Source organism: Solwaraspora sp. WMMD791 (assembly GCF_029581195.1).
GTDB lineage: Bacteria > Actinomycetota > Actinomycetes > Mycobacteriales > Micromonosporaceae > Micromonospora_E.
The window spans coordinates 3,409,214-3,434,445 of record NZ_CP120737.1; the positions used below are offsets into that span (position 1 = coordinate 3,409,214).

Consider the following 25,232-nt stretch of genomic DNA (forward strand, 5'->3'; position numbering starts at 1 on the left):
TCGGTCGACCCGCCGGGGACCCGACGTGGTGCGGTCAGACAGTGCGGGTCAGACGGTCCGGGCCAGCCGGTCGGCGAGCAGCTTGGCGAACCGGGCCGGGTCGTCCAGTTCGCCGCCCTCGGCCAGCAGGGCGGTGCCGTACAGCAGCTCGGCGGTCTCGACCAGCGCCGGGTCGTCGCCGCGCGCGTCGTGTGCCTCGCGCAGGCCGGCGACCAGCGGGTGGGTCGGGTTCAGCTCCAGGATCCGCTTGATCTTCGGCCCGTCCTGGCCCATCGCCCGGTACATCCGCTCCAACGCCGGGGTCATGTCTCCGGCGTCCCCGACCAGGCAGGCCGGCGAGGTGGTCAGCCGGCTGGACAGCCGGACCTCCTTGACGTGGCTGTCGAGAGTCTTGCCGAGCCAGGTCAGCAGCGACGCGTACGTCTGCTTCTGCTCCTGCCGCTGCGGGTCGGCCTCGGCGGCCTCGTCGTCGCCGTCCAGGTCGACCTGGCCCTTGGCGATCGAGCGCAGCTTCTTGCCGTCGTAGTCGGCGACCGATTCGACCCACATCTCGTCGATCGGGTCGGTGAGCAGCAGGACCTCGTACCCCTTGGCCTTGAACGCCTCCATGTGCGGCGAGTTCTCGATCATGGTCCGGGACTCGCCGGTCATGTAGTAGATGTCCTCCTGACCGTCGGGCATCCGCTCGATGTACCCGGCCAGGGTGGTCAGCTGCTCCGCGTCGTGGGTCGAGGCGAACGACGAGATGTCCAGGATCGCCCGCTGGTTGTCGAAGTCGTTGAGCAGGCCCTCCTTGACGGCCCGGCCGAGCTGGGTCCAGAAGGTGCGGTAACGGTCGGCGTCGCGCTCCATCAGCTCCTTGAGCGCGGAGAGCACCTTCTTGACCAGCCGGCGACGGATCAGCTGGATCTGCCGGTCCTGCTGCAGGATCTCCCGGCTGATGTTCAGCGACAGGTCCTGCGCGTCGACGACGCCCTTGATGAAGCGCAGGTACTCGGGGACCAGCGCCTCACAGTCGTCCATGATGAACACCCGCTTGACGTACAGCTGCACGCCGCGCTTCGAGTCCCGCATGAACAGGTCGTACGGTGCCTGCGCCGGCACGAACAGCAGCGCTTCGTACTCGAAGGTGCCTTCGGCCTTCCAGTGGATGATGTCGAGCGGGTCGTTCCAGTCGTGGCTGACGTGCTTGTAGAACTCCTTGTACTCGTCGTCGGTCACCTCCGAACGCGGCCGCGCCCAGAGCGCCTTCATCGAGTTGAGAGTGACCACCTCGCTGGTGGTCTCCCCCTCGGCCTCGCCGGGTCGTTCGGTGGTCATCCGGATCGGCCAGGCGATGAAGTCCGAGTACCGCTTGACGATTTCCCGGATCTTCCATTCGTCGGTGTAGTCGAAAAGCTGGTCCTCGGTGTCCTCCGGTTTGAGGTGCAGAGTGACCGTGGTGCCCTGGGGAGCGTCGTCGACCGCTTCGACGGTGTACGTGCCTTCGCCGGAGGACTCCCAGCGGGTCGCCGTGGTCTCGCCGGCCCGGCGGGTGGTCAGGGTCACCCGGTCGGCGACCATGAAGGTGGCGTAGAACCCGACCCCGAACTGCCCGATGAGCTCCTGCGACGCGCTGTCCTTGGATTCCTTGAGTTTGCGCAGCAGCTCGGCGGTGCCGGACTTGGCGATCGTGCCGATCAGGCTGACCACCTCGTCACGGGACATGCCGATGCCGTTGTCGCGCACCGTCAGGGTCCGCTGCTCACGGTCGGTTTCGATGTCGATGTGCAGGTCCGAGGTGTCGACCTCCAGATCCTTGTCGATCAGCGCCTGCAACCGCAGCTTGTCCAGCGCGTCGGAGGCGTTCGAGATCAACTCACGCAGGAAGATGTCCTTGTTCGAGTAGATCGAGTGGACCATCAACTGCAGGAGCTGCCGCGCCTCCGCCTGGAATTCGCGCGTCTCAACCCCGGTGCTCACGTGGGTTCCCTCCCTGGAGACGAACTGTTGTCGGAAGGCTTCGCTTCCGTCAAGGGAATCGTACGATCCGGCCCGGCCGGGTAGACGGCGGTCTCGGTTGCTTTCAGGCTCGCCCAGATCTGCACGCCGGGGCGCAGCCCGAGGTGCGCGGCCCCGGCGGCGGTGATGTCGGCGCCGACGGTGACCGGTCCGGTCAACTCCACCCGCAGCCGGTCGCCGTTGGGTGCGAGCGCGGCGACCCTGGCCGGCCAGGTGTTTCGGGGGCTGCCGTCCGGGCGCCGCCGGTAGAGCGCGACCGCCGACGGCGGGAAGGCGACGAAGACCTCGCCCTGCTGGGGTTCCCCGACGACCAGGGTGAACCCGCCGGCGAGGGTGACGTTCGCCCCGGCGGCCCGGCCCCGGTAGAGGTTGAGCCCGACGAGCCGGGCGACGTAGTCGGTGCGCGGCCGGGCGGTGACGGTGGCAGCGTCACCGGACTGCACCACCGCGCCGTCCTCGATGATCAGCATCCGGTCGGCGAGCACCATCGCGTCCAGCGGGTCGTGGCTGACCAGAACGGCGACACCGGGGTGCGCGGCGAGATGCTGGCGCAGGTGGGCGCGGGTGTCCAACCGGGTCCGGGCATCCAGGGCGGCGAGCGGCTCGTCGAGCAGCAGCAACTGCGGCCGTACGGCGAGTGCACGGGCCAGCGCGACCCGCTGCGCCTGCCCGCCGGAGAGTTCCCGGGGCCGCCGCCGCGCGTACCCGGACAACCCGACCCGGTCCAACCAGCGGGCCGCCTCGTCGCGGGCGGCCCGACGCGGCACCCCGTGGCTGCAGGGCCCGAACGCGACGTTGTCCAGCACGCTCAGGTGCGGAAAGAGCAGGTAGTCCTGGAAGACCACGCCGATGGACCGGCGGTCCGGGGCGAGGAAGGTACGCCGGGCCGGCTCGTCCCAGGTCCGGCCGGCCAGGCGCAGGTGGCCGCCGTGCAGTGGCTGCAGGCCAGCGAGGGCCCGCAGCGCGGTGGTCTTGCCCGCGCCGTTGGGCCCGAGCAGTGCCACGACCTCCCCGGCGGCGGCGGTCAGCCGCAGGTCCAGGGTGAAGCCGGCCCGGTGCACCAGCAGGTGCGCGTCGAGGGACGCCGGTGTCCGGTCCGGGGTCGCCGGCGTCTGGTCCGGGGTCACCGCAGCCCGCCCACCCAGCGGTCGCGCAGCCCGGCGAGGATCGCCACGGAGACGACCAGCAGCAGCAGGCTGAGCACGATCGCGGCTTCCAGGTCCTGCTCCAGGGCGAGGTAGACGGCGAGCGGCATGGTCTGCGTACGGCCGGGGAAGTTGCCGGCGAAGGTGATGGTCGCACCGAACTCGCCGAGTGCCCGCGCCCAGCACAGCACCGACCCGGCGGCGATCCCGGGGGCGACGATCGGCAGGGTGACCCGGCGGAAGGTGGTCCACCGGCCGGCGCCGAGGGTGGCGGCGGCCTCCTCGTAGCGGGGGTCGGCTCCGCGCAGGGCACCTTCGACGGCGATGATCAGGAACGGCATGGCGACGAACGCCTCGGCGAGCACCACGGCGGTGGTGGTGAACGGCACGGTGACGCCGAACGTGGTGTCCAGCCAGCCGCCGACCAGCCCGCGCCGGCCGTAGACGAGCAGCAGCGCGAGACCGCCGACCACCGGCGGCAGCACCAGCGGCACGGTGACCAGGGCGCGGATCAGCCCCCGGCCGGGCAACCGGGTACGGGCCAGCAGCCAGGCCAGTGGCACGCCGAGCATCAGGCACAGGATCGTGGCGGCGGTGGCGGTGAGCATCGACAGCCGCAGCGCGTCGAGGACACCGGGCGCGGTGAGTCGCTGCGGCAGCTGCGCCCACGGCGTCCGGATCAGCAGCCCGACCAGCGGCAGCATCAGGAAGGTCAGCCCGGCCAGGGCGGGCAGGGCGAGAAAGACCGGCAGCCGGCGGTTGCCGGCCCGGTTGCCGGTCCGGTTGCCGGTCCGGTTGCCGGTCCGGTTGCCGGTCCGTTCGGCGTCCCGGCCGGTCACGGTGTCTGGAAGCCGGCGTCGGCGAGCACCGTCTGCCCGGCGGCGGCGCGGACGTACGCGATGAAGGCGTCGGCCGCCGTCGGGTTCGCCGCCTGGGCGAGCGCCACGATCGGGTAGTCGTTGACCGCCGCGGCCGACTCGGCGAACTCGACGGCGTCCACCTCGTCGGCGGCGGCAGCGGTGTCGGTGCGGTAGACGAGTGCGGCGTCGACCTCGCCGAGGCGCACCTTGGACAGGGCGGCCCGCACGTCGCGTTCGTAGGTGACCGGGACGAGGTCGCTGCCGGCGGCGTCGAGGGCGGTGCGGGCGGCCGCCCCGCAGGGCACCTGCTCGGCGCAGAGCGCGACGGTGACCCCGGGTGCGGTGAGGTCGGCCAGCCCGGTGACGCCGGCCGGGTTGCCGTCCGGTACGGCGACGACCAGTTGGTTGCGGGTGAATACGACGGGCTCGCCGGCGGCGTCGCCGGCGTCGACGACCGTCGCCATGGTGGCCGGGCTGGCGGCGGCGAACACGTCGGCCGGGGCACCGGCGGTGACCTGCTGGGCGAGCTGGGAGCTGCCGGCGAAGCTGAAGGTCACGGTGACGCCGGGGTGGGCGGCCTCGAAGTCGGCCCCGATCCGGGTGAACGACTCGGTCAGCGAGGCCGCCGCGAGCACGGTCAGCGGCCCGGTGACCGCCGGTGACCCGCTGGCGTCGGGGTCGCCGCTGCCGCTGGCGGTGGTGCCGGCGCAGCCGGCCAGTACGGCGACAGCGACGGCAGCGGCTGCGGGCAGGGCGGCGCTGCGGAGCCGAACCATCAGGTGCTCCGTTCGACGACGACGGTGGTGGATTTGACGACGGCGGTGGCGGTCGCGCCGACCACCAGCCCCAGTTGGTCGACCGCCTCCCGGCTCATCAGCGACACGATGCGGAACGGCCCGGCCTGGATGTCGACCTGGGCCATCACGGTGTCGCGGGTGACGGCGGTGACGATGCCGCGCATCCGGTTGCGGGCCGACGACCGGGCGATGCCGTCGTCGGGGTCGTCGGCCAGCGCGCGGGCGAAGGCTGCCAGGTCGCTGCCGTCGATTTCGCGGTGGCCGTTGCCGTCGCGGGTGGCGGCGAGCCGGCCCGCGTCGATCCAGCGGCGGACGGTGTCGACGCTCACGCCGAGCAGTTCCGCCGCCGCACCGATCCGATAGCTGGTCACCCGACTCAGCCTAGGGCAGCAGATGCCAGGCAGAAAGGCCCATGCCCCCGGCAGATGCAAGGAGTGAAGGAGGCAGGCTAGGCCGCCAGGGACTTGCGCAGGCTGCGCAGGCACTGGGTCAGGGCCTCGTAGCGGGGTGCCGTGTTGTCGTTGACGTACTGCCAACCGGCGTACAGCAGCGCCCACAGCAGTTGTTGCGCCCAGGCCGGGTCGACCTGCGGGTCGATGCTGCCGTCGGCATGCCCGCGCTCGATCAGGCGCAGCAGCGACCGGTCCGCCTCGGTTTCCTGGCTCCACTCCGGGCGGCAGGCGAGCTGTGGATCGTTGAAGATGATGGTGAGCGCGTCGCCGAGAGCGAAGTACTCCTGGCAGAGTCGTTCGATGGCGGCCAGTGCGCTGCCCTGCCCAGGGCACGCCCGGTCGGTGGCCGCCGCGATGCGGTCCAGCACGTGCTGGCTCAGCGCGTCGACTAGGTCGGACCGTTCCGGGAAGTAGCGGTGCAACGTCGTGCGGCCGACGCCGGCCTCGACGGCGATGTCGCCGAGCGACGCCGCCTGGTCCCGGGCGAGCACGACGAGCGCCGCGTCCAGGATGGCCCGCCGGGTGCGCGCCCGGGTGGCTGTCTCCGCTGCCCCGGTCTGTGCCTCCACCATACTCGGCAACCTACCCGACGGCGTTCCGATAGCGAATAGCCGTTGACGCTTCTGGAACACCCGTGTTCCACTTCAAGCTATGACCGCTCCGATCAGCGTCGGCCATCCACCCGACGACCGACAGCTGCCCCGGCTCCGCCTGCTCTGGTCGTTCGCCCGACCGCACCGCCGCGCCCTCGGGCTCGGCCTTCTGCTCGCCCTGCTCGGATCGGCCGGCAGCCTCGCCACCCCGATGGTCACCAAGTGGGTGCTGGACAGCCTCTCCAGCTTCGACTCGCTGCGCGGACCGGTCCTCGCACTGCTCGGCCTGCTCACTCTCGGCGTCGTCATCTGGCTCTGGCAGTGGATCCTGCTCGGCACCGTCGGCGAGCGGGTGATCCTCGACGCCCGTGAGTCGATGGTCCGCCGGCTGTTCCGGGCCACCGTACCGGCGGTGACCAGCCGGCCGACCGGCGAGTTCATCACCCGGGTCACCTCCGACACGGTGCTGCTGCGCGAAGCCGCCTCGTCCAGCGTGATCGGCCTGATCAACGGCTCGGTGATGATGGTCGGCACCCTGGCCCTGATGGCCGTGCTCGACCTCGTGCTGCTCGGCGTAACGGTGGCCGCGGTGGTGGTGATGGCGGTGCTGTTCAGCCTGCTGATGCCCGGCATCGCCAAGGCGCAGGAGCGGGCCCAGGCACACGTCGGCACCCTGGGTGCGGTGCTGGAGGGGACCCTGCGGGCGATCCGTACCGTCAAGGTCAGCCGGGCCGAGCACCGCCAGTCCGACCGGATCGTCGGCGAGGCCCGCGAATCGGCCCGGCAGAGCGTCCGGGCCGTGCGCCGGGAGGCGTACGCCTGGACGATCGCCTGGAGCGGCATCCAGGGCGCCATCATCATGATCCTCGGCATCGGGGCGTGGCGGGTCAGCACCGGCGACCTGGCCGTTTCCAGCCTGATCGCCTTCCTGCTGTACGCCTTCGGGCTGATGGAGCCGGTCACCACGCTGAGTCGGCACCTCACGGCCCTGCAGTCGGGCATCGCCGCCGCCGGCCGGATCCGGCAGATCGAGGCGATGCCGGTGGAGTCCGACCCGACGGCCGGCGGCACCGACCCGGTGCCCACCGCCGACCCGGCGCCCATCACCACCGATGTCGATGCCGGCGAGGACCAACCGGTGCTGGAGCTGCGGCGGATCACCGCCGGCTACGGTCCCGACCTGCCGGCGGCCGTCCGCGAGGTGGACCTCACCGTGCCCCGGCGCGGTCACGTGGCGATCGTCGGGCCGTCGGGAGCCGGCAAGACCACGCTGTTCTCGCTGATCCTGCGCTTCCTCGCCCCGCAGCAGGGCGAGGTGCTGCTCGACGGCCGGCCGTACACGGCGCTGAGCCACGTCGAGGTGCGGGAGCGGCTGGCCTACGTCGAGCAGGACACCCCGGTGATTCCCGGAACCATCCGGGAGAACCTGCTGTTCACCTACCCGGACGCCACCGAGGCGGAGATCCGCCGGGCGCTGCACGCGGTCCGGCTCACCGAGAAGGTCGACTCACTCGGCGAGGGCCTGGACACCCCGCTGACCCCGTCGTCGATGTCCGGTGGTCAGCGGCAACGCATCGCGTTGGCCCGCGCCATCCTGCGCCGCCCGGACGTACTGCTGCTGGACGAGGCGACCGCCCAGGTCGACGGCCTGACCGAGGTCGCCATCCACGACTGCATCCGGGAGCAGGCCGCGCACGGCGCGGTGGTCACCATCGCGCACCGGTTGTCCACCGTCATCGACGCCGACACCATCGTGGTGATGGAGGCCGGTCAGGTCCGGGCCCGGGGTGACCACCAGACCCTGCTGGCCACCGACCGGCTCTACCGGGAGCTGGTGGAGGCGTTGCGGATCGCCCAGGCCGGGGATCCCAAGGAGCCGGCCGAGCCTCCCGCCAGGGATCCCGCCGACAAACCCACCGGCGATCCCGCCGACAAACCCACCGGCGATCCCGCCGGCACGTCGGCGGCGGACGCGCTGACGGCGAGCAGCGTCCGCTGAGTCGTTTCGCCCGCCCGGCCCCGGGTAACCGCCCCGGGCGGGAGGTGGCGGAGATGGCCGATCGACGGACGGCGACGACGGTGACGGCCCTGCTCGACCAGCAGGGCCGTACGTTCAGCGCGGACGCGGGGATCACCCTGGCCGACAAGCCCGCGCCGCTGTACCAACTGCTGGTGCTGGCGACCCTGCTCAGTGCCCGGATCTCGGCGCGGATCGCGGTCGACGCAGCCCGCGAACTGTTCACCGCCGGCTACCGCACCCCGGCGGCGATGGCGAAGGCCAGCTGGCAGGACCGGGTGGACGCGCTGGGCCGGGGCCACTACCGGCGTTACGACGAACGCACCGCCACCATGCTCGGCGACTCGGCCGAGCTGTGCCAGCGCAGATGGGGCGGTGACCTGCGGCGGCTGCACACCGACACCGGCGACGACCCGGCCGCGTTGCGCCGGGCGCTCACCGCGTTCCCCGGCATCGGCCCGACCGGTGCGGACATCTTCCTGCGCGAGGTGCAGGCGGTCTGGCCCGGCCTGCGGCCGTACCTGGACCGGCGGGTGAGCGCCGGCGCCGGCGCCCTGGACCTGCCGACGGCACCGGACCGGCTGGCCGCCCTGGTGCCCGACCGGGACCTGCCACGGTTCGCCGCCGCGCTGGTCCGGGTGGCGCTGGGCGGTGACCGGGCGGTGGCGGCCACCCATGCCGGCCGGCGGGTCAGCGGGTCGGACGCGGGCTGATCACGCCGTCGTGGCCGGGCCGGGGCCGCCGGCGTGCCGGCCCGGGGGCCCGGGTGGCCCGCATCGGGGTCAGGATGTCGGCGAGCAGCGCCGACATCGCCGCCGAGGGCTCCAGCTGCAACTCCCGCAGCACCAGATCCCGGTACGCGTAGAAGGCGTGCAGCGCCTCGTAGACGTTCCCCTCGGCCAGGTGGATCTGCACGATCAACCGGTGCGGGGTCTCCCGTAGCGGTTCGGCACCCATCGCCTCCAGGGCCGCCTGCAGGGCCTCGTCGTGCTCGCCGGCGTCCAGATGGGACCGGGCGACGTGTTCGAGCATGTGCAGCCGCAGCTGGCGCAGCCGTTCCCGCTCCAGCAGCACCCAGTCGTCGTACCAGCCGGGCAGCAGGTCGTGGCGGGCGGCGGTGAGCACCGCGTCGGCGAGCCGGGGATCGCCGCCGTCGCGGACCCGGGCGGCGGTGCGGACCAGATCGTCGACATCGACCTTGACCTGCGGATCGAGCCGTACGGTGTCCCCCACGGTCCGCAGCGGACAGGCCGGTTCCTGGCGCAGCCGCCACAGCGCGGTACGTAGCGACGACAGGGCCCGGTCCTCGGCCGCGTCCGGCCAGAGCAGGCCGGCCAGATGAGCGCGGGTAGCGCCAGGGCGCAGTCCGATCAACGCGACGATCCGCTGAAGTCCACGAGGGACGATCACTGGATCGTCGTGGCGCACCAGGCGGAACCCGCCGAGAAGGAGAAGTCGGACCGATGCCTCCGCGTTGCCTGCCTCTGACGTCACGGCCGAACCCCCTGCACGCGTCAGTCACCGGTCGCCGTACCCGCACCATGCCTCTGCGTCACGAAGATTATCAATTACGGTTACTCTCAGTCAATGACGGAGTCGGTTAGCCGATTCACCCGACGGTTGACCACGCCCCATCTGACCTGCCAATTCTCCCGACCCGACAAGGCCACAAACCAGCGACGACACCACCGAACATCACGCGCTGTACCGAGCCGCCGTGACCTCAGCGTCACCGTGGCAGCCCCGACGATCGGCCGGCCGCAACGCGGCGGTGACGCCACCGGCGGGATGGTGACCTGCGCAACGGGTTGGACGCCGCTGGGAGGAAACCATGGATCGGTCACTGATCATCGCCAAGGTGGTCCCGGACGCGGAGCAGCAGGTCGCCGAGATCTTCGCCGAGTCGGACCGCACCGACCTGCCCGGCCTGGCCGGGGTACGGCACCGGTCGCTGTACCGGCTGCACGACCTCTACGTGCATCTGATCGAGACCGACCACACCGGCCCGGAGGCGGTGACCGCCGCCCGGCAGCACCCGGAGTTCGACCGGGTCAGCCGCCGGCTCGCCACCTACATCAGCCCGTACCTGGCGACCTGGCGCAGCCCGCGCGACGCGATGGCGCACCGGTTCTACCACTGGGACGCACCAACTGGTCGGCGGCCGTGAGCGGCCCCGCCACCGCCCGCGACCTGTGGCTGCGCTGCAGCGCCTGCCACGCCCTGGTCTACCGCCGGCGGATGCGCCGCAACTTCGACGTCTGCCCCGAATGTGGACATCACCGCCGGCTGACCGCGCCGGACCGGATCGCCCAACTGGCCGATCCGGACAGTTTCACCCCGCTGCCCCACCGGGCGGCGGAGGTCGATCCGCTGGGTTTCGTCGACACCCAGCCGTACCCGCGTCGGTTGGCCCGCGCACGGGCCGCGACCGGCCTGGCGGAGGCCGTGGTCTGCGGCACCGCCCGGATCGGCGGGCAGCGCGTCGTCCTGGCCGTGATGGACTTCCGGTTCCTCGGCGGCAGCCTCGGCGCCGCCACCGGCGAACTGATCACCCGGGCCGCCGAGCACGCCCTCGCCACCGGCGACCCGCTGGTGGTGGTCACCGCCTCCGGCGGCGCCCGGATGCAGGAGGGTGCCCTGGCCCTGATGCAGCTGGCCACGATCAGCTGCGCCATCGCCGACCTGCGCGCCGTCGGCGTGTTGACCGTCAGCGTCGTCACCGACCCCACGTACGGCGGGGTCGCCGCCTCCTTCGCCACCAACACCGACCTGGTGATCGCCGAGTCCGGTGCCCGGATGGGCTTCGCCGGCCCCCGGGTGATCCGCGAGACGATCCGCCAGGAACTGCCCGCCGGTTTCCAGACCGCGGAATTCCTGCTCCGGCGCGGCCAGGTCGATCTGGTCGTCGAACGGCGTGACCTGCGACCCCGGCTGCGCGCCCTGCTCGCGTCGACCGCCGGTGGCCGCGCCGGAGCAGGTCCGGGGCCGGCACCCACCACCCGTACATCGGCACCCGCCGGCCGCCCGCCAACGCAGGGCGGCCGGGCCGCGGCATCGTCGGCCGGTGCCGCGGCGGCGGTCGTCCCGGCCGCCCGTCGGGGAGCCGACCCCGACGCCTGGCGGTGCGTACGGCTCGCCCGCGACCTGGCCAGACCCACCACACTGGACTACCTGGCCGGCGCCTTCGACGGCTTCGTCGAGCTGCACGGCGACCGGCTCGGCGCGGACTGCCCGGCGATCGTCGCCGGCCTGGCCCGCCTCGGCGACCAGCCGGTGGCGGTCATCGGGCACCAGAAGGGGCACGACGCCCGGGAGATGCTGGCCCGCAACTTCGGCATGGCCAGCCCCGCTGGCTACCGCAAGGCGCTGCGGGTGATGGGCCTGGCCGCCCGGCTGGGGCTGCCGGTGGTCACCCTGATCGACACCCCGGGAGCACATCCCGGCATCGACGCCGAGGAGCAGGGTCAGGCCGGTGCCATCGCGACCTGTCTGCGCACCATGGCGCGGCTGCCCACTCCGGTGGTCGCCGTCGTCACCGGCGAAGGTGGCAGCGGTGGTGCGCTGGCCCTGGGCGTCGCCGACCGGGTACTGATGCTGCAGAACGCCGTCTACTCGGTGATCAGCCCGGAGGGCTGCGCGGCGATCCTGTTCCACGACCGGGCCGCCGCACCCCGCGCCGCCGCCGCCCTGCGGCTCACCGCCGCCGATCTGGTCCGCCTCGGCGTCGCCGACGCCATCGTCGCCGAACCACCGGGCGGAGCCCAGCAGGACCCGGCAGGTGCGGCCGAGCGGCTGCGCGCCGCGCTCACCGCGACCCTGCCCGACCTGCGCGCCCTGCCGACCGCCGAACTGCTGCGCCGGCGGGCCCGACGGTTCCGCCGCTACGCCGCCGGCCTCGACCGTCCCGTCGGCCCAGACGCGCAACCGCGTGCCGACGGCGACGGGGGCGGGGACGGGGAACCGACCACCGGCGGCGGACCGACCGCCACCGACCGACCGATCCAGGTGATTCCGTGATGACCGCAGCCTCCGCCAACGGCAACCCGGCCGGCCCGGATCTGGCCAGCCAGCTGCGTCGGCTGGCCGAACAGACCCGGGAACTCGTCGGCGAGCTGACCGGACCGCTGCGCCGGGTGCAGGTCCGCCACGGCGACACGGTGATCGAGATCGAGTGGCACGATCGACCGGCGCCAGCCGGCGGCGCCGGGCCGAGCCTGCCCGACGCGGCCCCGGGCGGCGTGGAGCCGGGCGGCACCGGACCCACCCGTACCGGTGCGGTGACCACCGGGACGGCCCCGCCGGTACGGGCGGTCACGTCACCGATCGTCGGCACCTTCTACCGGGCCGCCGAGCCGGGCGGCAGGCCGTACGTCGACGTCGGTGACCTGGTCGAACCCGGCCAGGTGATCGGGATCGTCGAGGCGATGAAGCTGATGAACGAGATCGTCGCCGACCACCGGGGCGTCGTCGTCGAGGTGCTCGTCGGCGACGGCGAGCCGGTCGAGTTCGACCAACCGTTGATCGCGCTCGGCCCGGACCGGGAAACCGGCTGAGCGAACGGCAGAGAAGACCGTCTGAGAAGACCGGCCGAGGGATCGGCGCAGAGAGGCGGGCAACCGTGTTCGAGAAGGTCCTGATCGCCAACCGGGGTGAGATCGCGCTACGGGTCGCCCGGGCCTGCCGGGAACTCGGCGTGAAGACCGTCGCCGTGCACTCCACCGCCGACCGCGACTCGGCGGTGGTCCGGTTCGCCGACGAGACCGTCCACATCGGTCCCGCACCCAGTCGGGCCAGCTACCTCAACGCCGCGGCCATCGTCGAAGCGGCCCGGCGCACCGGCGCCCAGGCGGTCCATCCCGGCTACGGTTTCCTGTCCGAGGACGCCGACTTCGCCGAGATCTGCGCCGAGAACGGTCTGGTCTTCATCGGCCCGCCACCGTCGGTGATGCTCGCCCTCGGCGACAAGGCCAAGGCCCGTACGGTGCTCGGCGCCGCCGGGCTGCCGTTGCCGCCGGGCAGCCAGGAACCGGTGGTCAGCGCCGCGCATGCCGCCACGGTCGCCGCCGAGATCGGCTACCCGGTGATCATCAAAGCGGCGGCCGGCGGCGGCGGCCGGGGCATGAGCGTGGTCGGAGCCGAACCGGGGCTCGCGGCGGCGTACCACCGGACCCGGCAGACGGCCCGGGCCGTCTTCGGCGACGACCGGGTCTACCTGGAACGGTTCCTGACCCAGGCCCGGCACGTCGAAGTGCAGGTGCTCTGCGACGGCCACGGCAACGGCGTGCACCTGGGCACCCGGGACTGCTCGGTGCAGCGCCGCCACCAGAAACTCATCGAGGAAGGACCCGCCCCGACGCTGCCAGCGGCGATGCTCGACGAAATGGCGGCGGTCGCGTTACGCGGCGCGCTCGCGGTCGGCTACGTCGGCGCCGGGACCTTCGAGTTCCTCGTCGACGAGCACGACCAGTTCCACTTCATCGAGATCAACTGCCGGATCCAGGTGGAGCACCCGGTCACCGAGATGATCACCGGCGTGGACCTGGTGCAGGAGCAGATCCACATCGCCAGCGGCACCCCACTGCGCTGGCGCCAGCCGGACATCCGGCCACGCGGCGTCGCGATCGAGTGCCGGGTCAACGCCGAGGATCCGCAGCGGAGCTTCGCGCCGACCGCCGGGCGGTTGGACCGGTTCGTCGTACCGGGCGGGCCGTTCACCCGGGTCGACACGCACGGCTATCCCGGGTACGTCGTCGGCCCGCACTACGACCCGCTGCTGGCCAAGGTCGTCGTCTGGGCGCCCGAACGGGACCAGGCACTCAACCGGATGGAACGCGCACTCAGCGAGTTCCAGATCGACGGCCCCGGGGTCCGCACCACGATCCCGTTCCTGCGCCGGGTCCTCGACGATGCCGCGTTCCGCAAGGGACGACTGACGACATCGCTGGTCGACCGGCTGGTCGACCCGCCTTCGGCGGACCGCAGCCGCCGTTGACCGTGCAGTTTCCACCACCGAGGAGGGACGGATGAGCATCACCGATCAGCACCGGCCGGTCACCACCGCCGACATCACCGCCATCCTGGTCCGCAACTGCGGCCTGGACGCCGCCAGCGCCGCCGACGCCCCGACGGCGTCGCTGGCCGAGCTCGGCATGGACTCGCTGGCCCTGCTGGAACTGCAGGCCGTCGTGGCCGACCAGTACCAGGTACGCATCCCGTCGGACAGCGCGGAGCTGACCGTCACGCAGATCGCCGACCTGGTCGCTGCCGCGCTGGAACCGGCACCGGCTCCACCCGGCCACACGGAGAACAGCGTGGTGATCGCCGCCGGGCTGGACCTGGTCTGGGAGGTCACCAACGACGTCAGCCGCTGGCCCGACCTGTTCACCGAGTACGCGTCGGTGCAGATCCTGCACCGACGGGGCGACACGGTCCGGTTCCGGCTGACCATGTACCCCGACGAGAACGGCATCGCCTGGAGCTGGGTGAGCGAACGCACCGCCGACCGGCAACGCCGGCGCGTCCTGGCGCACCGGGTGGAGACCGGACCGTTCGAGTACATGCGGATCCGCTGGGACTACACCGAGGTCCCCGAGGGCACCCGGATGACCTGGGTGCAGGACTTCGCGATGCGGCCGGACGCGCCACTGGACGACGCCGCGATGACCGCGCGGATCAACACCAACAGCCGGATCCAGCTGGACATCATCCGGGACCGGATCGAGACCCGGGCCCGTACCGCCGACACCACCGGAGGCCGGCAGTGAACGACCCCCGCTTCGTCGCCGCCCGCGACCTCGCCCCCGACCGCCGCCGGGGCGGTGAACTGCGGGTGCTGCTCGGCCCCCGGACCGTCGGCAGCACGTCGGGGTTCCTCGGCATGGCGGTGCTGCGCCCCGGCGAACGGATCAACGAGCACTACCACCCGTACAGCGAGGAATTTCTCTATGTCGCGCGCGGTGAGATCGTCGTCGACCTGGACGACCTGCCGGTCGCGGTCCGCCGCGCCGAGGCGCTGTTCGTGCCGATGAACACCCGCCACCGGCTACGCAACGTCGGCCGGGGTCCGGCCGAGGTGGTGTTCCACCTCAGCCCGCTGGCGCCCCGGCCGGAGCTCGGCCACGTCGACACCGAGGGGCCGGCCGTGCTCGGACCGGGACCGGAGACCAACGGCACCGACGCGACCGGGCACGGCACCGGGCACGGCAGGAACGGCAGCGCCCGGTCGCGGTCGGCGACGCCGTACGGCGGACAGCAGTGACCGCGCCCGGGTCGCCCCGGCGGACCGTCGTCACCGGCATCGGGGTGGTCGCCCCCGGCGGGGCGACCCGGGACAGCTTCTGGGCGACGATCACCGCCGGGCGGACCGCCACCCGCCGGATCACCTTCTTCGACCCGGCACCGTTCCGGTCCCAGATCGCCGCCGAATGCGACTTCGACCCGGTCGCCGCCGGGCTCGGGCCACGCGACATCCGCCGCGCCGACCGGTACGTGCAGTTCGCGCTGGCCTGCGCGGACGAGGCGGTCGCCGACGCCGGGCTGAGCCTGGACGACGCCGGCCGGCAGCGGGCCGGGGTCGCGCTCGGCTCGGCCGTCGGCGGCACCATGGCCCTGGAGCAGGAGTACGTGGTGGCCAGCGACTCGGGCAGCCACTGGCTGGTCGACGCGGACTGCACCACGCCGTACCTGTATCAGGCCCTGGTGCCCAGCAGCCTCGCCGCCGACGTGGCCTGCCGGCACGGGTTGCACGGCCCGGCCCAGGTCGTCTCGACCGGCTGTACCTCCGGCATCGACGCGATCGGCTACGCCCACCAGCTGATCGTCGACGGTGACGCCGACGTGATGCTCGCCGGAGCCGCCGACTCGCCGATCTCGCCGGTCACCGTCGCCTCGTTCGACGCGATCGGGGCGACCAGCCCGGACAACGACGACCCGGCGCACGCCAGCCGGCCGTTCGACAACGACCGGCACGGTTTCGTCCTCGCCGAGGGGGCCGCCGTGCTGGTGCTGGAGGAGTTCGGCCACGCGCGGCGGCGCGGCGCGCGGATCTACTGCGAGGTCGGCGGGTACGCCACCCGCAGCAACGGCTACCACATGACCGGGTTGCGCCCCGACGGTGCGGAGATGGCGCTGGCCATCGTCGACGCGATGGGCCAGGCCCGGCTGCGCCCCGACGAGGTGTCGTACGTCAGCGCGCACGGCTCCGGCACCCGGCAGAACGACCGGCACGAGACCGCCGCGTTCAAACGGGCGCTCGGTGACGCCGCCTACCGGGTGCCGATCAGCTCGATCAAGTCGATGGTCGGGCATTCGCTCGGCGCGATCGGGTCGATCGAGATGGCGGCCTGCGCCCTGGCGATGGCCCACGGCGTGGTCCCGCCGACGGCCAACTGGCGGACCCGGGATCCGGAGTGCGACCTGGACTACGTCCCGAACACCGCCCGCGAGCTGGCGGTCGACGTCGCGTTGTCGGTCGGCAGCGGCTTCGGCGGGTTCCAGTCGGCGATGGTCTTCGCCCGTCCGGAAAGGACCCTACGGTGAACGACGACGAGGCACGGTCGCGGCTGGGCCGGCGACGGGCGGTGGTCACCGGCGTCGGGGTGGTGGCGCCGACCGGGCTGGGCGCCGACGCGCACTGGAAGGCGACCTTGGCCGGTCAGGTGCGTACCGGGCGGATCAGCCTGTTCGACCCGCAGCCGTACCCGGTCACCCTGGCCGGCGAGGTCGCCGACTTCGACGCGCTGCAGTGGACGGACAACCGGCGGGCGGTGCAGACCGACCGGTGGACCCACCTCGGTTTCGCCGGCGCGCGGCTCGCCCTGGCCGATGCCGGGTTGCCGGAGACGGCCGAGGATCCCGACCGGTACGCGGTGGCGCTGGCCAGCTCCTCGGGGGGCAACCTGTTCGGGCAGCGGGAGCTGCAGCGGCTGTGGAGCCGGCCGGGACGCACCGTCGGGGCGTACCAGTCGATCGCCTGGTTCTACGCGGCCAGCGTCGGCCAGCTCTCCATCGCCCACCAGTTCAAGGGCGCCTGCGGGGTACTGGTCGCCGAGGCGGCCGGCGGCCTGGACAGTCTGGCGCACGCCGCCCGGACCATCCGGCGCGGTGCCGACGTGGTGCTGGCCGGCGCCACCGAGTGCGCGCTGAGCCCGTACGCCCTGGCCTGTCAGCTGCGCGGCGGGCTGCTCAGCACCGGCACCGACCCGGAGACGGCCTACCTGCCGTTCGACGTCGACGCCGCCGGTTACCTGCCGGGCGAAGGCGGCGCGGTGCTGGTCGTCGAGGAGCTGGGGCACGCACTGGCCCGGGGCGCGCCGGTGATCTACGGCGAGGTCGCCGGCTGGGGTGCCAGCCACGACGCCCGGCACACCGACCGGCACAGCGGCGGTGACGTCGGCCAGTACGCGCGCGCCATCTGGCGGGCGCTGGAGAGCGCCGGGGTGGCACCCGCCGACGTCGACGTCTGCCTGCCGGACGCGCTCGGCGTACCGCGTTTCGACCGGGCCGAGGCGCAGGCGCTGCGGGCGGTCTTCGGCCCGCAGGGGCCACCGGTGACGACGCTGAAGCCGCTGACCGGGCGGGCGCATCAGGGCAGCGCCGCGCTGGACGTGGCGACCGCGCTGCTGGCGCTGCGGCACCGACTGCTGCCGCCGACGGCCGCGCCGCGCCGGACGGCCGCCGGCTGCGACCTCGACTTCGTCCGTACGGCGCGGGAGTGCCCGGGGCGGACCGCGCTGGTCGCGGCCCGGGGATTCGACGGCTTCAACAGTGCCCTGGTGCTGCGCCGCGAGCCGGACTGGGAATGATCGACTACCACCGACGGAATTTGCACGACTGGACGAATAGAAGATCAACAAGTAGAAGACCTTCCATGCCCTGGGCGATTTGACGTAAGGTCGCCAGCATGGCACCCGACGTCGCCGGCGCGGTCTGAGATGACCTTGGACAGCGTCGGCCGCGCCGTCGACGCGTTCCTCGAAAACATCAGCGGGACCAGTTCACGAATCGTCGGGACGTCCAGGAACATAACCAGGGCCCAACACGAATTCCTCCATCTGACCCGCGGTTCCCGCAACGACGAGGTCGACACGACCGTCACCGACATCACCGGCGCCCTGAATCGACTGGACGAGGCCCACCGGGCGAGCATCGCCGCGATGTACGCGATCGAGGAGTACTGCCGCGCGGTGGGCATCCCGGTGCGACCCAGGGCCGCCGATTCCTCGGCCGTCACCAGTACGCCCACCCTGCCCTCGCGGGCCGGCGACCCCCGGCCACCAGCGGGTGTTCCAACTCCGGCGCGTCCGGCCAGGAAACCGGAGACCGGACTGCGCCGGGAGAACGAATGCGCAGAAGTCCTCGCCGCGTACGGATACCACCTCGAACAGAATCCACCGAAACGACCGAACGGAAAGAAGCCGGATTACCTACTGGAAGGCCGATACTTCGACTGCTACGCACCCACGACGGAAAATATCAGCGAAATCAGAAAAATGATCAGCCGCAAGATCAAAAGGGGCCAGGCAGAGCGAATCGTACTCAGCCTCGACGACAGTCCCGTCGAACTGGACGACATCCGACAGATCCTGTACCGCAAGCCGGTGTCCGGGCTGTGCGAGGTGCTGGCCATCAGGCAGGACCGGGTAGTCGCCCTGTACCCGTGACGAGGAAAGGACCCGTGTGGCGGACGAATACTGGCTGTACAGTGCGGCCGCGGTGACCCGCGAACAGGTGCTCGCCCTGCTGGCGGCAGCGTTCGACGCCGAGCACACCGACTTCGGGCTGGGGCGCGGTGAATCCCTCGCGGTGACCGCCTGGGTCGTCGATGACCCGGAGGAGGTCGAATCAGGGCAGGACGCCGGCATCGCCGAGCCGAAGGTCGGGGCGTTGTTCCGGCTCCGCTCGGTCGACACCGTCGAGACCGCCGACCGGGAGACCCGCGAGATCATCGACGCCGTGCTCGCTCTGCTCCTGGCGTACCCGGCGGACGCCGTACTGCAGTTGGACACCGAGACCGTCCTGCGCCGCACCGACGGGCAGGTCGTACTCAACAGCGACTGGCCGGGGTGGGCCCAGATTCCCGCGCTGGCCGCCGTCGTGGCCGACCACCCGGCCCGACCCCTGGACTGATCCCTGGACCGATCCCTGGACCGACCCATGGACTGACCGGCCCGGCGCATGGATCCGTCGGGCACGGGTAGGGAGACCCTGGACGGCGCTACGGACATCGGACGTGGCGCGGGCGACCACCGGGGAGGCGACATGCAGATCGGGTACAAACTGGCCACCGAGGCCTTCGGGCCGGCCGAGCTGATCGCCCAGGCGGTCCGGGCCGAACAGGCCGGCTTCGACTTCGTCGAGATGAGCGACCATTTCCACCCGTGGCTGGACTCCCAGGGCCACTCACCGTTCACCTGGAGCGTGCTCGGCGCGATCGCCGCCCGTACCGACCGGATCGGCCTGGCCACCGGGGTGACCTGCCCGAGCCTGCGCTACCACCCGGCGATCGTCGCGCAGGCCGCAGCAACCATGGCGTTGCTGTCCGACGGTCGGTTCACCCTCGGCGTCGGGGCCGGTGAACGGCTCAACGAGCATGTCACCGGTCAGCCGTTCCCCAGCGTGCAGGGACGGCACGAACGACTCCGGGAGGCGTTGGAGATCATCCGGTTGCTCTGGTCCGGCGGCTACCACTCGTACCAGGGCAGACACCTGCAGCTCGACGACGCCCGGGTGTTCGACCTGCCGGAGACGTTGCCGGTGATCGCGGTCGCCGCCAGCGGGGCGGCCTCGGCGCGGCTGGCCGCCGAACTCGGCGACGGGCTGTTCGCCACCGAGCCGAAGGGGTCGATCGTCGAGCAGTTCCAGCAGGCCGGCGGCACCGGGCCACGGTACGCCGAGGTGCCGATGGCCTGGGCGGTCGACGACGACCAGGCCATCAAGGCAGCCTGGGAGTCCAGCCGGTGGGCACTGACCGGCTGGAAGGTGATGAGCGAGCTGCCCAACCCGGTCAACTTCGAGGCGGCCTCGGCGATGGTCGACGCCGGCGACATCGCCGAGCACTTCAGCGTGGGGCCGGACCCGGCGGTGCACCTCGAAGCGGTCAGACCGTACGTCGACGCCGGTTTCGACCACATCGTGTTGCAGAACGCCGGGCCCGACCCGGACGGATTCATGGACTTCTTCGAGCGGGAGCTGGCCGGCCGGCTGCGAGGGCTCGACAACGGCCGGTAGGCCAGCTTCCGCGTCGGCTGCGCGCCGCAGGTCAGGCGCGGGCCGGTCCGGAGTAGTCGGGGGCGACGTAGACCGGCAGCCGCTCGCCCTGACTGCGGGCGTAGCGACGGGTGTAGATGACGGGCGTGGCTCCAGACTGCAGCGGCACCGTGTACTGCGTAGGCAAGGTGTCCGCGGCAGCGGCGAGGCGGCGGGGGGTCACCTCGCGACGTTGGTCGTGCCACGGGCCACCCAGGAAGAGAACCTTCATATTGCGATCCTTGCCGCTCGCCGGCTCCCGCGCCTCCCCCGTCCGACCAATTGCCGCAAAACTGTGCCCAAAAGCGGCCACCGACCGCTAAACCTGGACACCTCTGGGTAGCCGCCACGCCGAGAGCACGGCGACCGACCCGCCGCCGGTGGGGCACACTCGCCAGGTGCGAGAGATTCTTGTGATCGGCATCGGGGCCGGTGACCCCGACCAGTTGACCGCAGAGGCGGTCGCCGCGATCCGCCGGGTGGACGTGTTCTTCCTCGTCGACAAGGGCCCGGTCAAGCAGGACCTGACCGCCCTGCGGCAGGAGATCCTGCGCCGGCACACCGACGGGGCGTACCGGCTGGTCGAGATCCCGGACCCGGAGCGGGACCGGACCGCGGCGGCCTACCCGGCGGCGGTCGAGGACTGGCGGCGCCGACGCGCCGACCGCTTCGCCCGGCACCTGGTCGAGGACCTGCCCGACGGCGGCTGCGGCGCCTTCCTGGTCTGGGGCGACCCCGCGCTGTACGACAGCACCCTCGCCATCCTCGACGACCTTCGTGAGCGCGGCGTCGTCGAATTCGACCACCAGGTCATCCCGGGGATCAGCAGCATCGCGACCCTGACCGCCCGGCACCGGATCGCACTGAACCGGATCGGCCGGCCGGTGCAGATCACCACTGGCCGCCGCCTCGTCGACGACGGCTTCCCCGCCGGCGTCGACGACCTGGTCGTGATGCTCGACGCGCAGTGCGCCTTCACCCGGTTCACCGCCGACGACCGGGTGGACATCTACTGGGGCGCCTACCTGGGCACCCCGGACGAGATCCTGGTCGCCGGCCCGGTGCACGAGGTCGCCGAGCAGATCGTCACCGCGCGCGCCGAGGCGCGCCGCCGCAAGGGCTGGATCATGGACACCTATCTGCTCCGCCGATGCGCGCTGCCCGGCTGATCTCGCTGGTCCTGCTGCTGCAGGCACGGGAATCGATGACCGCTGCGGAGCTGGCCCGCGAGCTGGAGGTTTCGGAGCGCACCATCTACCGCGACGTGCTGGCGCTGTCCGCCGCCGGGGTGCCGGTCTACGCCGACCAGGGCCGGGCGGGCGGATACCGGCTGCTGGACGGATACCGGACCCGGTTGACCGGGCTCAGCCGGGCCGAAGCCGAATCGCTGTTCCTGTCCGGGTTGCCGGGACCGGCCGGGGACATGGGTCTGGCCGAGGCGCTCGGGGTGGCCCAGTTGAAGGTGACGGCCGCACTGCCGGCCGGGCTACGCGACGCCGCCGACCGGGCCCGGCAGCGGTTCCACCTGGACGCGCCGGGGTGGTTCCGGTCGGCGCAGCCACCGCCCGCGCTGGCCGCGCTGGCCCGCGCCGTCTGGCAGGACCAGGTGGTACGGCTGGGCTACCGCCGGGGTGACGCCGAAGTGTCGCGGACGGTGGCGCCGTACGGTCTGGTACTCAAGAACGGCGGCTGGTACCTGGTGGCGGCCGTCGCCGACGATCACCGGATCTACCGGGTGGACCGGATCGCCACGGTCGTCGCGACCGGCGCGACGTTCACCCGGACGGCCGGGTTCGACCTGGGACAGCTGTGGGCGCGGCGGTCGGCCGAGTTCGTCCGCCGGGTGCTCGCGACGGAGATCACCGTACGGTTGAGTCCGGCCGGCCTGCGGGCGCTGCGCTGGGCGGTCGAGGAGCCGGCCGCCCGGGTGGCGGTGGCGTCGGCCGGGCCACCCGACGGGCAGGGCTGGGTGCACACCCGACTGCCCGTCGAGTCGCCCGACGTGGCGTTCAGCCAGTTGCAGGCCCTCGGGCCGGAGGTGGAGGTGCTCGCGCCGACGGCGCTGCGGGACCGGATGCGCGCTGCCGCCGCCCGGCTCACCGCCCTCTACGCCGCCGACTGACCGCTTGCTGCGTCACCTACCGACCGCTTGCTGAGGTCACCTGCCGACCACCGGTGACCTCAGCGGTAGCCGGTGGTGTCCGCCGGCCGGCCCGTCTCCACCACCTCGACGATGTAGCGGTACGCGTCCGGCTGGCTGCCGTCGACGTCGGTGAAGCCGTACTCCTTCGCCAGTTGCCCGCTGGACAGCGACTGTCCGGTGAACCGGGACACCTGGGGGTCGGCCGCCAATGCGGCGACCGCCCGGCCGACCAGGACCGGTGTCTCGGAGATGGCGAAGTGCGGATCCTTGGCGGTGCCGTCGCGCCAGTTCGCCTCGGTCACCTCGAAGTGCTCCAGCATCGCCTCGGACCGAATCCAGCCGGGGCTGAGCGCCACCGCGGTCGCCCCGTACGGCCGCAGCTCCTGCGCCTGGGCGAAGGCCAGCCGCAGGACGGCGTTCTTGGCGGTGTCGTAGAAGATCGACTCCCGGTAGTGGGTGCCGTTGTAGTCGGCGGTGCCGTCGGTCATCTCCACGACCAGCCCACCCGGCTGGCGGATCAGCAGGGGCAGCGCGTAGTGGCTGGTGATCAGGTGGGTGTCGATCGCCAGCCGCAGCGACCGTAGGCCACGGTCCAGCGGCTGCTTCCACACCGGTGATTCGAAGTCGGTCAGGTGGTCGGCCCCCCAGATGTCGTTGACCAGCACGTCCAGCCGGCCCTGTTCGTGATCGATCCGCTCGACCAGCGCCTGAACCTGGTCGGGCTCCAGATGGTCGGTGGGGACCGCGATGCCGACGCCGCCAGCGGCGTCGACCAGCTCGGCGGTCTCCTCGATGGTCTCCGGGCGATCCATCTCCGAACGCCGTTCGCGGGTGGTCCGCCCAGTGACGTAGACGGTGGCACCGGCGGCGCCGAGTTGAACCGCGATCTGCCGGCCGGCGCCCCGGGTCGCCCCGGCCACCAGCGCGGTCCTACCAGTCAGTGGTGTGTCCATGATGACGACGGTGCCAGCAAAACCTGACAACCGACGTCACCTTTCCCAGAGTCCTCCCCGACACTCGCCCGCCCCGCCCCCCCGCCCCCGCCCCCGCCCCCGCCCCCGCCCCCGCCCCCGACGATCTTGCAGTTATCGAGATCATTTGTCACGATTTGTCCAACGATGAGCGCAAGATCGTCGGGGCAGGGCAGGGAGGGGCGAGCGGGTTGACTTGATCGAAACACTTCGATACATTGCGGTAACGCTGGGAAAACCCTTTCCTGACGCGCTGCCGTGGGGCACCACCAGCGACGTCCAGTACACCAGGGAGGATTCAATGACAGCCACCAGATGGCGGCGCTGGCGTACTGGCATCGTCGCGCTGGCGACGACCGCCATGGTCGTCACCGGCGCCGCGGTCGGCTTGACGCCCGCATCCGCCGCCACCGTCGACACCAGCGCCTGGTACGTGCTGGTCAGCCGGCACAGCGGCAAGGCGATCGACCTGTACAACTGGGCCACCTCCGACGGTGCCCCGATCGTCCAGTGGACCCGTAACGACCTGGCGGTCCAGCAGTGGCAGTTCGTCGACGCCGGCAACGGCTACTACAAGATCCGGTCCCGGCACAGCGGCAAGTTCCTGGAGCTGCCGAACGCCAACGACGGCACCCAGCTGATCCAGAACGCCGACAATGGCACCACCCGCCAGCACTTCGGGGTCCGCGACTCCGACAGCGGCTACGTCCGCTTCGTCAACCGGCACACCAGCAAGGCCCTGGACGTGTGGGAGTGGTCGACCGCCGACGGCGGGATCATCTCCCAGTATCAGGATGTCGGCGGCTGGAACCAGCAGTGGCAGATGGTCCGGGTCGGCAGCGGCGACCCGCCGCCGACCACCCCGCCACCGGCCGGCGGCTGTGGCTCCGGCGCGTTCAACGCCGAGGCCGTCCTGAACGGATCCACCTGGACCGCTCGCAACGGCGGCAGCACCCTCTACACCGGTAGCAGCATGCTGTCGGCCATGCAGGCGGCGGTGAACAGCCTGTCGGCCGGGCGCACCAGCAAGCAGAAGGTGATCGTCCGGGGCTCCGGATCGATCAGCGCCGGCTCCCGGCTGTCCCTGCCGTCGTACACCACGCTCGAGGTCTGCGGCACCGTCAACGTGACCGGTTCCGGCTCCGGCGACCAGGCCGTGGTGTACGCCCGGGGCGTCACCGACGTCGAGGTCACCCGCCTGAACATCACCGGCAGCCCGCTGTACGGGATCTTCATCCGCAACGGCAACAACATCACCCTCGGCCAGATCGACATCCGGGTCACCGCCGGTCTGGGCATCCGGATCGACAACCACGGCGACCGCAGCCAGCGCTCCCGCAACGTCCGGATCGACAACGTGTACGTGCAGGGCACCAGCGCGCACGGGGTCGAGACGTACGGTGTGGACGGGTTGACCGTCGGCACCGTCACCGCCCGCAACACCGGATACTCCGGGCTGCTGCTCAACGACACCATCAATGCGACGGTCGGCACGGTGGACGCTCAGGGTGCCGGTACCGGCACCGGGTACGCCGGGTTCCGGATGGCCAACCGCAACGGCCGGGTCGGCGACAGCTACCCGACGAACATCCGGGTCGGAACGGTCGTCGCGCGCGGCGGCGGGCGGGGCATCTTCTGCGTGTCCGAGTCCGGCGGCGCGGTCATCGACCGGATCGACATCTCCGGTACGGGGAGCAACTCGATCCTGTTGGAGAACTGCTACAACGTGAACATCGCCGCGGTCTCCGGCACGGTCAACGGCTCGGACGTGCGGATCGCCTCGCGTACCGAGTTCCCGGTGTCGCGCGACATCACGCTGCAGAACCTGACCCTGACCAACTCACGGATCACCGAGAGCCCTTGCGGGCAGAACATCGTGATCCGCAACATCGTGCTGAACAACTCGACGATCAGCCGCTGCTGACCGTCCGTACGCCGTACCGCACCTGCGCCGGTGGCCGGCCGCCGTGACGACGGTGGCCGGCCGCCGTCGACGCTCACGGCGGG

The 25,232-nt window shown here is 71.9% G+C and carries 24 protein-coding genes and 1 pseudogene; 16 read left to right on the plus strand and 9 right to left on the minus strand.

Annotated elements, in window-relative coordinates:
- Positions 1 to 48 precede the first annotated feature (48 nt).
- The 6 genes from htpG to O7623_RS14995 all read right to left on the minus strand — a co-directional run bounded on the left by htpG (position 49) and on the right by O7623_RS14995 (position 5,827).
- Complete coding sequence (htpG, locus tag O7623_RS14970; RefSeq protein WP_282229236.1) at positions 49 to 1,962, minus strand: molecular chaperone HtpG; 1,914 nt, start codon at positions 1,960 to 1,962, stop codon at positions 49 to 51.
- The gene (locus O7623_RS14975; RefSeq protein ID WP_282229237.1) at positions 1,959 to 3,128 is read right to left on the minus strand and encodes an ABC transporter ATP-binding protein; all 1,170 of its coding nucleotides are present in this window, start codon (positions 3,126 to 3,128) and stop codon (positions 1,959 to 1,961) included. Before O7623_RS14975 ends, htpG begins: the two co-directional genes overlap by 4 nt.
- Entirely contained in the window at positions 3,125 to 3,850 is a 726-nt protein-coding gene (locus O7623_RS14980; RefSeq protein WP_282229420.1) for an ABC transporter permease, read from the minus strand. The genes O7623_RS14975 and O7623_RS14980 overlap by 4 nt, the downstream gene beginning before the upstream one ends.
- Before the next feature lie 131 nt (positions 3,851 to 3,981).
- Positions 3,982 to 4,782: a molybdate ABC transporter substrate-binding protein gene (modA, locus tag O7623_RS14985; RefSeq protein WP_282229238.1), complete on the minus strand. Its 801-nt coding sequence runs from the start codon at positions 4,780 to 4,782 to the stop codon at positions 3,982 to 3,984.
- Positions 4,782 to 5,174, minus strand: coding sequence for an excisionase family DNA-binding protein (locus O7623_RS14990; RefSeq protein WP_282229239.1), 393 nt, complete (start codon positions 5,172 to 5,174; stop codon positions 4,782 to 4,784). The genes modA and O7623_RS14990 overlap by 1 nt, the downstream gene beginning before the upstream one ends.
- Positions 5,175 to 5,251: 77 nt before the next feature.
- Positions 5,252 to 5,827: a TetR/AcrR family transcriptional regulator gene (locus O7623_RS14995; protein ID WP_282229240.1), complete on the minus strand. Its 576-nt coding sequence runs from the start codon at positions 5,825 to 5,827 to the stop codon at positions 5,252 to 5,254.
- Positions 5,828 to 5,906: 79 nt separating this feature from the next.
- On the opposite strand from O7623_RS14995, the gene O7623_RS15000 reads away from it, so the two are divergent.
- Together O7623_RS15000 and O7623_RS15005 are read left to right on the plus strand one after the other, a co-directional pair.
- Positions 5,907 to 7,847: an ABC transporter ATP-binding protein gene (locus O7623_RS15000; protein ID WP_282229241.1), complete on the plus strand. Its 1,941-nt coding sequence runs from the start codon at positions 5,907 to 5,909 to the stop codon at positions 7,845 to 7,847.
- A 53-nt stretch (positions 7,848 to 7,900) separates the two neighbouring features.
- Positions 7,901 to 8,578: a hypothetical protein gene (locus O7623_RS15005; RefSeq protein WP_282229242.1), complete on the plus strand. Its 678-nt coding sequence runs from the start codon at positions 7,901 to 7,903 to the stop codon at positions 8,576 to 8,578.
- On the opposite strand, the gene O7623_RS15010 is transcribed toward O7623_RS15005, so the two are convergent.
- Entirely contained in the window at positions 8,556 to 9,359 is an 804-nt protein-coding gene (locus O7623_RS15010; RefSeq protein ID WP_282229243.1) for a bacterial transcriptional activator domain-containing protein, read from the minus strand. The genes O7623_RS15005 and O7623_RS15010 overlap by 23 nt on opposite strands.
- Positions 9,360 to 9,696: 337 nt before the next feature.
- Between O7623_RS15010 and O7623_RS15015 the strand changes: the two genes are divergently transcribed.
- The 11 genes and pseudogenes from O7623_RS15015 (at position 9,697) to O7623_RS15065 (ending at position 20,093) form a co-directional block, all read left to right on the plus strand.
- The gene (locus tag O7623_RS15015; RefSeq protein ID WP_282229244.1) at positions 9,697 to 10,032 is read left to right on the plus strand and encodes a TcmI family type II polyketide cyclase; all 336 of its coding nucleotides are present in this window, start codon (positions 9,697 to 9,699) and stop codon (positions 10,030 to 10,032) included.
- The gene (locus tag O7623_RS15020) at positions 10,029 to 11,882 is read left to right on the plus strand and encodes an acetyl-CoA carboxylase carboxyltransferase subunit alpha (protein WP_282229245.1); all 1,854 of its coding nucleotides are present in this window, start codon (positions 10,029 to 10,031) and stop codon (positions 11,880 to 11,882) included. Before O7623_RS15015 ends, O7623_RS15020 begins: the two co-directional genes overlap by 4 nt.
- Positions 11,882 to 12,418 carry a biotin/lipoyl-containing protein gene (locus tag O7623_RS15025; protein WP_282229246.1) on the plus strand — a complete coding sequence of 179 codons (537 nt, stop codon included), beginning with the start codon at positions 11,882 to 11,884 and terminating at the stop codon, positions 12,416 to 12,418. The genes O7623_RS15020 and O7623_RS15025 overlap by 1 nt, the downstream gene beginning before the upstream one ends.
- Before the next feature lie 65 nt (positions 12,419 to 12,483).
- On the plus strand, positions 12,484 to 13,857 hold the full coding sequence (locus tag O7623_RS15030; protein ID WP_282229247.1) for an acetyl-CoA carboxylase biotin carboxylase subunit: 1,374 nt from the start codon (positions 12,484 to 12,486) through the stop codon (positions 13,855 to 13,857).
- 31 nt (positions 13,858 to 13,888) lie between these two features.
- Positions 13,889 to 14,629, plus strand: a complete 741-nt coding sequence (locus tag O7623_RS15035; protein WP_282229248.1) for an SRPBCC family protein — start codon at positions 13,889 to 13,891, stop codon at positions 14,627 to 14,629.
- Positions 14,626 to 14,997 (plus strand): annotated as a pseudogene (locus O7623_RS15040) (cupin domain-containing protein); the annotation flags it as partial. The gene O7623_RS15035 and the pseudogene O7623_RS15040, both read left to right, overlap by 4 nt.
- A gap of 122 nt (positions 14,998 to 15,119) precedes the next feature.
- Positions 15,120 to 16,403, plus strand: coding sequence for a beta-ketoacyl-[acyl-carrier-protein] synthase family protein (locus O7623_RS15045; RefSeq protein WP_282229249.1), 1,284 nt, complete (start codon positions 15,120 to 15,122; stop codon positions 16,401 to 16,403).
- The gene (locus tag O7623_RS15050) at positions 16,400 to 17,668 is read left to right on the plus strand and encodes a beta-ketoacyl synthase N-terminal-like domain-containing protein (protein ID WP_282229250.1); all 1,269 of its coding nucleotides are present in this window, start codon (positions 16,400 to 16,402) and stop codon (positions 17,666 to 17,668) included. The genes O7623_RS15045 and O7623_RS15050 overlap by 4 nt, the downstream gene beginning before the upstream one ends.
- A gap of 129 nt (positions 17,669 to 17,797) precedes the next feature.
- Positions 17,798 to 18,526: a hypothetical protein gene (locus O7623_RS15055; protein WP_282229251.1), complete on the plus strand. Its 729-nt coding sequence runs from the start codon at positions 17,798 to 17,800 to the stop codon at positions 18,524 to 18,526.
- 16 nt (positions 18,527 to 18,542) lie between these two features.
- Entirely contained in the window at positions 18,543 to 18,992 is a 450-nt protein-coding gene (locus O7623_RS15060) for a SitI3 family protein (RefSeq protein WP_282229252.1), read from the plus strand.
- A 132-nt stretch (positions 18,993 to 19,124) separates the two neighbouring features.
- On the plus strand, positions 19,125 to 20,093 hold the full coding sequence (locus O7623_RS15065) for a TIGR03557 family F420-dependent LLM class oxidoreductase (RefSeq protein ID WP_282229253.1): 969 nt from the start codon (positions 19,125 to 19,127) through the stop codon (positions 20,091 to 20,093).
- 31 nt (positions 20,094 to 20,124) lie between these two features.
- Here O7623_RS15065 and O7623_RS15070 read toward each other — a convergent pair whose 3' ends face one another.
- Positions 20,125 to 20,343 carry a hypothetical protein gene (locus tag O7623_RS15070; protein ID WP_282229254.1) on the minus strand — a complete coding sequence of 73 codons (219 nt, stop codon included), beginning with the start codon at positions 20,341 to 20,343 and terminating at the stop codon, positions 20,125 to 20,127.
- 166 nt (positions 20,344 to 20,509) lie between these two features.
- Between O7623_RS15070 and cobF the strand changes: the two genes are divergently transcribed.
- Entirely contained in the window at positions 20,510 to 21,280 is a 771-nt protein-coding gene (cobF, locus tag O7623_RS15075) for a precorrin-6A synthase (deacetylating) (protein ID WP_282229255.1), read from the plus strand.
- Positions 21,262 to 22,233, plus strand: a complete 972-nt coding sequence (locus O7623_RS15080; protein ID WP_282229256.1) for a WYL domain-containing protein — start codon at positions 21,262 to 21,264, stop codon at positions 22,231 to 22,233. The genes cobF and O7623_RS15080 overlap by 19 nt, the downstream gene beginning before the upstream one ends.
- 59 nt (positions 22,234 to 22,292) lie before the next feature.
- On the opposite strand, the gene O7623_RS15085 is transcribed toward O7623_RS15080, so the two are convergent.
- Positions 22,293 to 23,207 (minus strand): SDR family oxidoreductase, encoded by a 915-nt coding sequence (locus O7623_RS15085; RefSeq protein ID WP_282229257.1) that lies wholly within the window; start codon positions 23,205 to 23,207, stop codon positions 22,293 to 22,295.
- Between the two features lie 379 nt (positions 23,208 to 23,586).
- Here O7623_RS15085 and O7623_RS15090 point away from each other — a divergent pair, with 379 nt between their 5' ends.
- Positions 23,587 to 25,149 carry an RICIN domain-containing protein gene (locus O7623_RS15090; protein ID WP_282229421.1) on the plus strand — a complete coding sequence of 521 codons (1,563 nt, stop codon included), beginning with the start codon at positions 23,587 to 23,589 and terminating at the stop codon, positions 25,147 to 25,149.
- Positions 25,150 to 25,232: the final 83 nt, after the last annotated feature.